This is a genomic window from Microbacterium sp. C448 (genome assembly GCF_000582705.2).
In the GTDB taxonomy this organism is placed as follows: Bacteria; Actinomycetota; Actinomycetes; order Actinomycetales; family Microbacteriaceae; genus Microbacterium; species Microbacterium lacus_A.
The window spans coordinates 1-9530 of the sequence record NZ_HG779677.1 but is presented as its reverse complement, the minus strand read 5'-3'; the positions used below and the strand labels follow the sequence as shown (position 1 = coordinate 9530).

Annotated in this window: 9 protein-coding genes; 3 read left to right on the top strand and 6 right to left on the bottom strand. The window is 69.2% G+C overall.

All coding sequences use genetic code 11. The features are described 5' to 3' along the window. From MIC448_RS08635 to MIC448_RS08625, 3 genes are all read right to left on the bottom strand, one after another. The coding region (locus MIC448_RS08635; protein WP_036298331.1) for an amidohydrolase at positions 1 to 1052 on the bottom strand (1052 nt) is incomplete at its 3' end. Positions 1053 to 1168: 116 nt separating this feature from the next. Then, complete coding sequence (locus MIC448_RS08630; protein ID WP_036298330.1) at positions 1169 to 2218, bottom strand: LacI family DNA-binding transcriptional regulator; 1050 nt, start codon at positions 2216 to 2218, stop codon at positions 1169 to 1171. A gap of 8 nt (positions 2219 to 2226) precedes the next feature. Continuing rightward, complete coding sequence (locus MIC448_RS08625; protein ID WP_036298328.1) at positions 2227 to 3918, bottom strand: alpha-amylase family glycosyl hydrolase; 1692 nt, start codon at positions 3916 to 3918, stop codon at positions 2227 to 2229. Between the two features lie 134 nt (positions 3919 to 4052). Here MIC448_RS08625 and MIC448_RS08620 point away from each other — a divergent pair, with 134 nt between their 5' ends. Continuing rightward, entirely contained in the window at positions 4053 to 4583 is a 531-nt protein-coding gene (locus tag MIC448_RS08620; RefSeq protein WP_036298336.1) for an adenine phosphoribosyltransferase, read from the top strand. Positions 4584 to 4595: 12 nt separating this feature from the next. On the opposite strand, the gene hpxO is transcribed toward MIC448_RS08620, so the two are convergent. From hpxO to uraD, 3 genes are read right to left on the bottom strand one after another with little or no spacing between them, the layout of a single operon-like run. Next, positions 4596 to 5789: an FAD-dependent urate hydroxylase HpxO gene (hpxO, locus tag MIC448_RS08615; RefSeq protein WP_036298326.1), complete on the bottom strand. Its 1194-nt coding sequence runs from the start codon at positions 5787 to 5789 to the stop codon at positions 4596 to 4598. Positions 5790 to 5812: 23 nt separating this feature from the next. Beyond that, on the bottom strand, positions 5813 to 6151 hold the full coding sequence (uraH, locus tag MIC448_RS08610; protein ID WP_036298324.1) for a hydroxyisourate hydrolase: 339 nt from the start codon (positions 6149 to 6151) through the stop codon (positions 5813 to 5815). Continuing rightward, positions 6148 to 6660, bottom strand: a complete 513-nt coding sequence (uraD, locus tag MIC448_RS08605; protein WP_036298323.1) for a 2-oxo-4-hydroxy-4-carboxy-5-ureidoimidazoline decarboxylase — start codon at positions 6658 to 6660, stop codon at positions 6148 to 6150. The genes uraH and uraD overlap by 4 nt, the downstream gene beginning before the upstream one ends. Before the next feature lie 82 nt (positions 6661 to 6742). Between uraD and allB the strand changes: the two genes are divergently transcribed. Both allB and MIC448_RS08595 read left to right on the top strand, forming a co-directional pair. Next, entirely contained in the window at positions 6743 to 8200 is a 1458-nt protein-coding gene (gene allB, locus MIC448_RS08600; protein ID WP_081766296.1) for an allantoinase AllB, read from the top strand. Beyond that, entirely contained in the window at positions 8197 to 9462 is a 1266-nt protein-coding gene (locus tag MIC448_RS08595; protein WP_198517847.1) for an acetamidase/formamidase family protein, read from the top strand. The genes allB and MIC448_RS08595 overlap by 4 nt, the downstream gene beginning before the upstream one ends. Positions 9463 to 9530 lie beyond the last annotated feature (68 nt).

The following is a 9530-nucleotide window of genomic DNA, read 5'->3' as shown; positions in this document are numbered from 1 at the left end:
CAGAACCAGAAGACCAGCGGCACACCCGCCTCGCGAGCGAACCACGAGACATCCTCGCTCCCCGTGAACATCCCAGGGTCGAGCACCGTCCCTGCGCCGATCTCGCGGTCGAACGCGGCTGAGAGCCGGGCCGTCGCGTCCGCATCGTTGATCGTCGGGGGCAGCGTGTGGTCGGTCTCGATCGTGGGCGGCACAGGAGCGCCGGATGCCTCGGCCTCAGCGCGTACGATCCGCTCCACTTTCTCGAGCACCTTCGCGCGGGTGCTGTCGTCGGCGTAGCGCAGGCTGAGTTCGAGGCGTGCCTCGGCCGGAATGATGTTGTGCTTCAGGCCCGCGTGGATCGATCCGACCGTCACGACGGCCATCTCGCGCGGGTCGATCTCGCGTGATGCCACGGTCTGCAGGCGCATGACGGTGGCTGCGGCCATGACGATCGGATCGACGGTCGCGTGCGGGCGTGAGCCGTGCCCACCCCGGCCGTGGAGGGTGATCGTGAGGCCGTCCGATGCCGCCATCTGCGTGCCGGGGCGTACGCCGACGATGCCGGTCGGCAGCGGCGTGACATGTTGGCCGAGCACGATGTCGGGGCGCGGGAAGCGCGTGAGCACGCCGTCCGCGATCATCGCTTGGGCTCCGGCTCCGAACTCTTCCGCGGGCTGAATCAGCACGACGATCGTGCCCGACCACTCGCCTGTCGTGCTCGCGAGCTGTTCGATCGCTCCGATCATCGCGGCGACATGCATGTCGTGGCCGCAGGCGTGCATGACGGGAACCTCGGTGCCCTGCGGGTTCAGCCCGCGCGCGGTGCTCGCATACGGCAGCCCGGTCTGCTCCTCCACAGGCAGGCCGTCCATGTCGGCGCGGAGCCAGACGGTCGGACCCTCACCGTTGCGGAGGACGCCGACAACGCCCGTGCCGCCCACACCCTCGGTGACCTCGAGCCCGAGATCGCGGAGGTGTCCAGCCGCGATCGCCGCCGTACGGGTTTCCTGAAACGAGAGTTCCGGATGCTCGTGCAGGTCGACGTAGAGCGCCTCGAGATCGATCGTCATGCGCCCGAGCCTACGCGGGCCGTCGATGCCGTACCCGGATCCGCCCCGCCCGCCTGGCCTGATCGGCTCGCCTGGCAGTAGGTGCGACCTCGGCTGGCTGGAACGCGCATCTACTGCTAGGCGGGCGGATCTGGTGGGGTCGGAAGGGCGGCCGGCGGCGGCGCGGTCGATGCGCGCACCACGAGCTCGAAGGGCAGAACTGTGTGGGGCGGCGGAGCATCCGTCGTCGGACCGGGCTCGAGCAAGTCGAGCACGGTCTCGGCAGCCCGCACACCCTGCTCGCGCGGGAACTGGTCGATACTCGTCAACCGAAACGAGGCTCCGAGCTCGTGCCCGTCCACGCCGACGACCGAAAGGTCCTCCGGTACGCGTATGCCGAGCTCGCGAGCCGTCAGCATCGCGCCGACCGCCATCTCGTCGCTCGCCGCGAAGATCGCCGTCGGTCGCTCCGTCCGCTCCGTCAGCAGCCGGGTAGCCGCCGCCGCGCCCCCCGCGATCGTGAAATCGGATGCTTCGAACAGCTCGTTCTCGGGCGCCACCCCGGCATCCCTCAGCGCCCGTTCGTACCCCCGCCGCCGCTGGGAGGGCACGCGGAAGTCGCTGTCGAACTGGGGGAGCGCCCCGATGTGCGCGATGATGCGGTGCCCGAGCTGGAGGAGGTGCGACGAAGCGAGGGCTCCGACCGCCTCGTCATCGACCGCCAAGCTCGTCATATGCGGGTGCGCGCCACCGATCCGCACAACAGGCACGCCCACGCCGACCAGCGCCTCGGATTCCGCTTCGGCGAGGTCGATCGAGACGGCGATCACGGCATCCACGCGGCGGCGGCGCAGGAACGTACCGAACATCGCGGCACGCGCTGCCGGGTCGTGGCTCAGCACATACAGCGTGATGTCGTAACCGCGCTGCGCGAGGCTGTCGGCGATACCGCCCAATACCGTGCTGAAGAACCACGGATCGAGGAGGGGCAGCAGCACGCCGATGCTGCGGGTGCGGCCCGACGCCAAACTCGATGCCGACGCCTGGACGACGTAGCCCAGGCGATCAGCCGCCTGCTCCACCCGCATCCGTGTTGCGGCCGACACCCGACCGCGACCGCTCAGCGCACGCGAGACGGTCGCGGTCGAGACACCGGCCGCACGAGCAACCTCGTCGATGCCGACCACGGTCGTGCCTAGCGGCCGCCCTCGAGCCAGACGGTCGTGTCCGAACCGATCGCGCCGTCCTCGAGGGGTGCGCTCGCCAGCACAACGGTCGCGCCGGCGGGCAGCTGCACCGGCGTCGCGCCGACGTTCGCAATCACCGTGATGTCGCCGTTGCGGAACGCGAGCACGTCGTCCCCGTAGCCGTCAAGCCATTCGAGTTCGCCGGTGCCCACCGCGTGCGCGCGCCGCTCCGCCAGGGCGCGACGGTAGAGCGAGAGCGTCGAGTCGGGCTGATTCCGCTGCACGTCGCGGGCGAGTTCGGCCCACTGCGTCGGCTGCGGGAGCCAGGATTCCCCGGAGGAGTTGAAGCCATAGGAGGGCCCGTCCGCGGTCCAGGGGATCGGCACGCGGCATCCGTCCCGCCCGTAGCGCTCGCCGTGGGTGCGGAACCACGTCGGGTCCTGCCGGGCATCGTCGGGCAGGTCGACGGCCTCGGGAAGGCCGAGTTCTTCGCCCTGGTAGAGGTATGCGGAGCCGGGGAGCGCGAGCATCATCGTGCTCGCGGCGCGTGCGCGTCGCAGGCCCAGCTCGGGGATCGGCTGCACCTCGGACAGGGGGCCGATACCGGTTCCCTGCGGAACATCGCCCGTGAGCGCGAGCCGGGAGGCGTGGCGAATCACGTCGTGGTTCGACAGCACCCAGGTGCTCGGTGCATCCACCGCGCCATATGCCGCGAGCGATTCGGCAACGACAGCGCGGAGCTTCGGTGCGTTCCACGGCGTCTCGAGGTACTCGAAGTTGAACGCCTGGTGCATCTCATCCGGACGTACCCAGAGTGCCGTCTTGGCCGGCGACGGGAGCCAGGCCTCTGCGGCAAGGGCACGATCGCCCTCATATTCCGCGAGCAGCACATGCCAATCCCGATAGATCTCGTGGACGCCCGGCTGACCCCAGTACGGGACGTCGGCCTCTTCGCCGCCCATGGACGCGGCGTCTGCGGGGGGCGTGTAGTCGGGCAGACCGTCCTTCTTCACGAGTCCGTGAGCGACGTCCACGCGGAACCCGTCGACGCCGCGGTCGAGCCAGAAGCGCAGCACGCCGCGGAATCCCTCGCGCACCTCGTCGTTTGACCAGTCGAAGTCGGGCTGCGAGGTGTCGAACAGGTGCAGGTACCACTGGCCTGGTGTTCCGTCGGGTTCGACGACCCGCGTCCAGGCGGGCCCGCCGAAGACCGACTCCCAGTTGTTCGGCGGCAGCTCGCCGTTCTCGCCGACACCGTCGCGGAACATGTAGCGGGCGCGCTCGGGACTGCCGGGCGCCGCCGCCAGGGCGGCCTGGAACCACACGTGCTGGTCCGAGGAGTGGTTCGGGACCAGATCGACGATCACACGGATGCCGCGGGCATGGGCGCCCTCGAGCATCGCGTCGAAGTCGGCAAGGGTGCCGAAAATGGGGTCGACGTCGCAGTAGTCAGCGACGTCGTACCCGGCATCCTTCTGCGGTGAGGTCATGAACGGCGAGAGCCACAGGGCATCGATGCCGAGTTCCTGCAGGTCATCGAGCTTCGACGTGATGCCGGGCAGGTCGCCGATGCCGTCGTTCGAGGCATCCGCGAACGACCGGGGGTAGATCTGATAGATGACGGCGGATCGCCACCACTCCGAACCGGGGCCGGAGGGCAGGCGGGTCTCGGGCTGCGTTGAGCTTGCGGGAGAAGTCATCCGACCACGTTAGTGCAAGCGCTTGCGCAATCGCTCATTGGCTTGATGTCCCACCTTTTCACCGCAAGGGGAGCTGTGCGGTGAAAAGGTGGGACATCGAGGAGGGGGATGACCGAAACGTTAGGGTGAACCCCGTGCAGACGCCCGATCCCGCAGCCCTTGCCCGCGCCGAGTCGCTCATCGCGGTGATCCCGGACTACCCGCAGCCGGGGATCCTGTTCCGCGACATCATGCCGCTGCTCGCGGATGCCGCGGCGCTCCGGGTCACGATCGATGCCCTCATCGAGCCCTTCGCGGGGACGTACGACGTCGTCGCCGGGATCGAGGCGCGGGGCTTTCTGCTCGCTGGGGCAGCGGCGATGACCGCGGGTGTCGGCCTGATCCCCATTCGTAAGGCGGGCAAGCTGCCCCGGCCCGCGGCATCCGTCTCGTACGCACTCGAATACGGAACGGCCGAGATCGAGGCGCACGACGACATGCCCCACGGCTCACGAGTGCTGCTGCTCGACGACGTGCTGGCGACGGGCGGCACGATCGCCGCGGCACGGACGCTGGTCGAGCGGCTCGGGGGCAGCGTCGCGGGCACTGCCGTGCTGCTCGAGCTCGACGGCCTGGGAGGTCGAGCCGTCGCGGGATCCGACATCCACGCCGTCTTCCACGCCTGAAGAGCGGCCTCGTCAGACCCGGATGCCCCCGCCGAGGTTGACCGGGGAGTCCACGATGTTGCCGACGATGCCGCGGATAACCCCCGTGCCGTCCTCGGTGCGGAGCTGGTCGTACCACTCCTGAGTCGCCGCGACATCAAAAGCGTGGGTCTCCCACGCGCGCTTGCGGGCCCGGATGACGAGATCGCCCGCGCGTTCGGCGCGCACCTGCTGGTACCGCTGCAGGGTGTCTTCGACACCCAAGGTGTTCGTCGCGAACAGGATGCCGAGGGCAAAACTGTCCTCGAGCGCTGAGCACGCACCCTGACCGATGTCCGGCGCCGTGTTGTGGGCCGCGTCACCGAGGATCGCGACCCGACCGTGTACCCACGTATCGAACGGGTCGATGTCCCAGATCTCGACACGATTGAGGGAGGCCGCGGGGTCGATCGAGTCGAGCAGGGCCTGCACTCCGGGGGCCCAGCCCGCAAAGGCCTCGCGCAACGGTGCCGCGCCCTCGGCCTTGTCGTACGGCACGCCGGCAGGCTGCGGCACATCGACGAAGAAGTAGAACCGATCGCCCGCGACCGGCATCACGGCGCAGCGCTTGCCGTCGGCCACGTACGTCGTCCACTGATCGAGAGGCCCGATGTCGGTGTTCGCCGGGACGAGTCCGTTGAAGTTCGTGTATCCCGAGTACGTGCGCTCGATCGTCGGAAGTCCCCGCGCCCCGGTGACGTAGTCGCGGGTGATCGAGCGTGCGCCATCCGCCCCGATCAGCATGTCGGCCGTGTCGGTCGATCCGTCCGCGAAGGTCGCGGTGACCTGCGACCCGTCGTCGTCGATGCCGACGAGCTTCATCGAAAGGTGGATGCGATCCATCCCGACGTGGTCCATCAACAGCGCCTGCAGGTCGGCTCGCGCGATCGGGTAGGACCGTTGTCCGGTCTGCGTCGTGACGGGTTCGAGACTGAAGCGGCAGAGCGTCTCGCCGGTCTTCCCGTCGTAGTAGGCCATGTCGTCCATCAGACCGCCGAGGGCCGCGACCTCGTCGGCCAGTCCCAACCAGTTGAGCACCTTGACGCCGTTGGACCACAGCGACAGCGCAGCCCCGACCGGCTTGTTCTCACGCATCTGGTCGTACACGACGACGTCATGCCCGAGGCGCTGCAGCGCGATCGCGGCGCTCGTGCCGCCGATGCCGGCGCCGATGACGATGACCTTCACGTGATCCTCCGAGACGGTGCGGCTCAACTGCCGCGGTATGTGGAATAGGCGAACGGACTGAGCAGCAGGGGCACGTGGTAGTGCCGGTCCGAATCTTCGACGGTGAAGGTGACGGTCACGAGGGGGTAGAACGCGGGGATGCCCTGGTCGGCGAACCATGCGCCCGTGCCGAAGGTGATGGCGTATATGCCGGGCTCGAGGTGCTCGGGGCCGAGGCCAAGCCGACCATCCGCGTCCGTGAGGCCCTCAGCGACGGCTTCGGTGCCACCACCGGCGAGATGCCTCGCGAGCGATACCGCGACGTTTACCGCGGGAGTGCCGGACGTGGAATCGAGAACGTGGGTCGTCAGGTGCGGGGTCATGCACCCATCCTGTCGTCGGTGAGCGCGCCCCGCAGGCGCAGCAGCGCGATCTCGGCGAGCTGCCGGGTCGCCTCGACTGTCTCGGCCTCGGGGTCGCTCGTGAGCCGCCGCTCGAGGTTCGCCAGGATCTCGTCGGGTGTGCGCCCCGCGGCTCTGATGAGGAACACCCGCCCGAATCGTTCCTCGTATGCCGCATTGCCCACGGCGATCCTGGCGGTCACCTCGTCGGCGGCGGTCGTCATCGCGGCCTGTTCGCGGCGCGAGGCGTCACCCTCCGCTCCCGCAGCGGTCGGTCGTTCGCCGATGCGTGGGTGATGAGCGAGCGCGGCCTCGAGATCGTCCACGCTCCAGCGTTCGGCAAGCGCGGCGGCGAGGGCCTCGATCTCTGCGACGGATGCGTAGGGCCGGCCGGCAACGATGGCGTCGATCCACGCCGAGATGTCGGCCCACACACGGACGACGGACGCCGCGGTCGACGCATCCGCGACGTTGAATTCGGAGAGGAGCACCCGGCCACCGTAACCTCACCGCATTTCTCGGATGTTGCTCTGAGTAACATCCGAGAAACGCCGGGCCTTTAAGTTGGGGCCCATGACCGCTCTTCCCGACGCCCCGCGCGCGCTCGCCGCGCGTCGCGTGTTCATCGACGGGGCGTTCCGTTCCGCTCTGGTTCGCCTCGAGGGCGGGCGTATCGCCGCGATCGAGGAGTACGACCCGGATGCTGGGGTCGCGGCATCCGTCGACGTCTCCGACACGCCGGTCACCGTTCTGCCCGACCACCTCACCCTCTTGCCCGGTCTGGTCGACTCGCACGTTCACCTCGACGAACCGGGCCGCACCGACTGGGAAGGGTTTGAGACGGGGACCGCCGCCGCTGCCGCGGGCGGTGTCACCACGATCGTCGATATGCCGCTGAACAGCGTGCCCGTGACGACGACCCCCGAAGCGCTCGCCGAGAAGCGCGCCGCCACGTCCGGCAAGCTGGCCGTCGACATCGCGTACTGGGGCGGTGCGGTTCCCGAGAACCTCGGATCGCTCGCCGACCTCGCCGCGGCGGGGGTGGTCGGGTTCAAGTGCTTCCTGATGCCCTCCGGCATCGATGAGTTCGGGCACCTGGACGCCGAACAGCTCGAGGCCGCGCTCGCCGAGATCGCCGCGTTCGATGGGCTGCTGATCGTCCACGCCGAAGACCCCGCGCACGTGCACGACGCGCAGACTCTCGGGCCCCACTACGAGGCATTCCTCGCCTCACGCCCACCCGAGAGCGAGCGCGCGGCGATTCGGCTCGTGATCAACACGGCCCGTCGCACCGGCGCCCGCGCGCATATCGTGCACGTGTCCGACGGCGGTGCGCTGGACGACATCCGTGCCGCCAAGGCGGACGGCGTGCGGCTCACAATCGAAACCTGTCCGCACTACCTGACCCTGCGGGCCGAGGACGTGCCGGATGCCGCGGGCCAGTTCAAGTGCTGCCCCCCGATCCGCGACGCGGCCAACCAGGACCTCCTGTGGCAGGGTGTCGTCGACGGCACGATCGATGCGATCGTCAGCGACCACTCGCCGTCAACGCTCGAACTCAAGCAGCAGGGTGGCGGCGACTTCGCCCTCGCCTGGGGCGGAATTTCGGGTCTGCAGACCGGATTCTCGGCGATCTGGACCGCGGCGCGTGCGCGAGGCATCCCGCTCGAGACGATCCTGCCGCTGATGACGACGGGTCCCGCGCGGATCGCCGGTCTCGGCGTCGCGGGGCAGATCGCGGTCGGAGCGCCGGCGCACTTCGCCGTCGTCGACCTCGACGCGACGCAGACCGTGCGAGCGGCCGAGCTGCAGTACCGCAACAAGATGTCGCCGTGGGATGGGCGTGAGCTTTTCGGTGTCGTCGAGGGCACTTACCTCGCCGGCGCACTCGTCTACACCCCCGAGGCGGGCGTAACTGCCAGAGCAGGACGTGAGATCCTGACCGTGCGCACGGTTGCGCATCCTGCACCCGCTGCGGATGCGTCGATCTCGGGCGCTGCCATGGCCCGCGTTGAGGAGATGCATCCGTGACCCCAGCTCTCGAGGCAACGGCCCTCGCGTCGACCATCCTGCAGCCCGGCACGGGCGAGATCCCGGGCGAGCACTATCTGGCCGCCTCTCCCGCGACCGTGATGTGGGGCCGCCTGCCGTGTGCGCGCGATGCGGCCGTGCTGACCGTTCAGCCGGGGCAGACGGTGACGATCGACACGGTCAGCCACGAGGGGATCCTCGAAGACCAGGGCAAGGACCCGCTGGCGTACTTCACCGGCAAGGGTGTGCCCGAGGCATCCGTCCTCGACGATGCGATCGAGATCGCACGCGACATGGCACGCGACACGATGGCCGACGGGCCCCACGTCGTGACCGGGCCGATTGCGGTCGAGGGTGCGCGCCCCGGGGATCTGCTCAAGATCACGGTCGTACGGCTGCAGCCGCGGGTGCCGTACGGCGTGATCTCGAACCGGCACGGAAAGGGTGCGCTCGTCGGCGAGCTGCCGCGCGGCGAACACAACGTGAGCGTCTTCACGCCGGTCGAAGAGCGGGATGGACGGATGGTGGGGGTGCTGCCCGTCGTCGAGGGCGGGCCCGGGCTCGTCGAGTTTCCGCTCGCGCCGTTCCTCGGCACGATGGGCGTGGCGGTCGCGGGTGACCAGAGGCCGCACTCCGTGCCGCCCGGTGAGCACGGCGGCAACATCGACATCAACCTGCTGGTCGAGGGCACCGTCCTGTATCTGCCGGTGCAGGTGGCGGGGGCGCTGGCCTACGTCGGCGATCCGCACTTCGCACAGGGTGACGGAGAGGTTGCACTGACGGCGCTCGAGGCATCCCTCCGCGCGACCCTGCGCTTCGAGATCGTGCCGCGCGAAGAGGCACTCGCCGAGTTCGGCGAGTTCACCGGGCCGCTGGTCCGGACAGACGAATATCTCGTGCCCACGGGCCTTGACCCCGACCTCGGCGAGGCGATGCGCCGCTGCGTGCGATCCGCGATCGCGCTCATCCGGGCGCGCTGGGGCCTCGACGAGCATCTCGCCTACGCCTACCTCAGCGCCGCGACCGACTTCGATATCTCGCAGGTCGTCGACATCGTCTGCGGCGTGCACGCCCGCATCCGCGAGTCCGACTTCGCGGCCGTTCCGCATGTCTCTGTGCCCCTCGCCTCCGAGCAGCGGCCCCCGCATCCGTCCGCTCCCGAACCGCTGCAAACAGGAGATCCGGCGAGAACAGGACAAACCTCGCCGGATTCTCCTGTCTCGGACGAATCTCCTGTTTCCGGCGAAGGGCAAACGGCATGACGGATGTCTCGGCCCAGGATGCGGGAGAAGGCCGCGCCCACGCGGTCGGCGTAGACACAGTGCCGGCG

What these genes read in the sequence shown, in the direction of transcription:
- MIC448_RS08625 (WP_036298328.1), bottom strand. Translation starts at nt 3,918, where the DNA reads ATGACTTCTCCCGCAAGCTCAACGCAGCCCGAGACCCGCCTGCCCTCC.
- uraH (WP_036298324.1), bottom strand. Translation starts at nt 6,151, where the DNA reads ATGACCCCGCACCTGACGACCCACGTTCTCGATTCCACGTCCGGCACT.
- allB (WP_081766296.1), top strand. Translation starts at nt 6,743, where the DNA reads ATGACCGCTCTTCCCGACGCCCCGCGCGCGCTCGCCGCGCGTCGCGTG.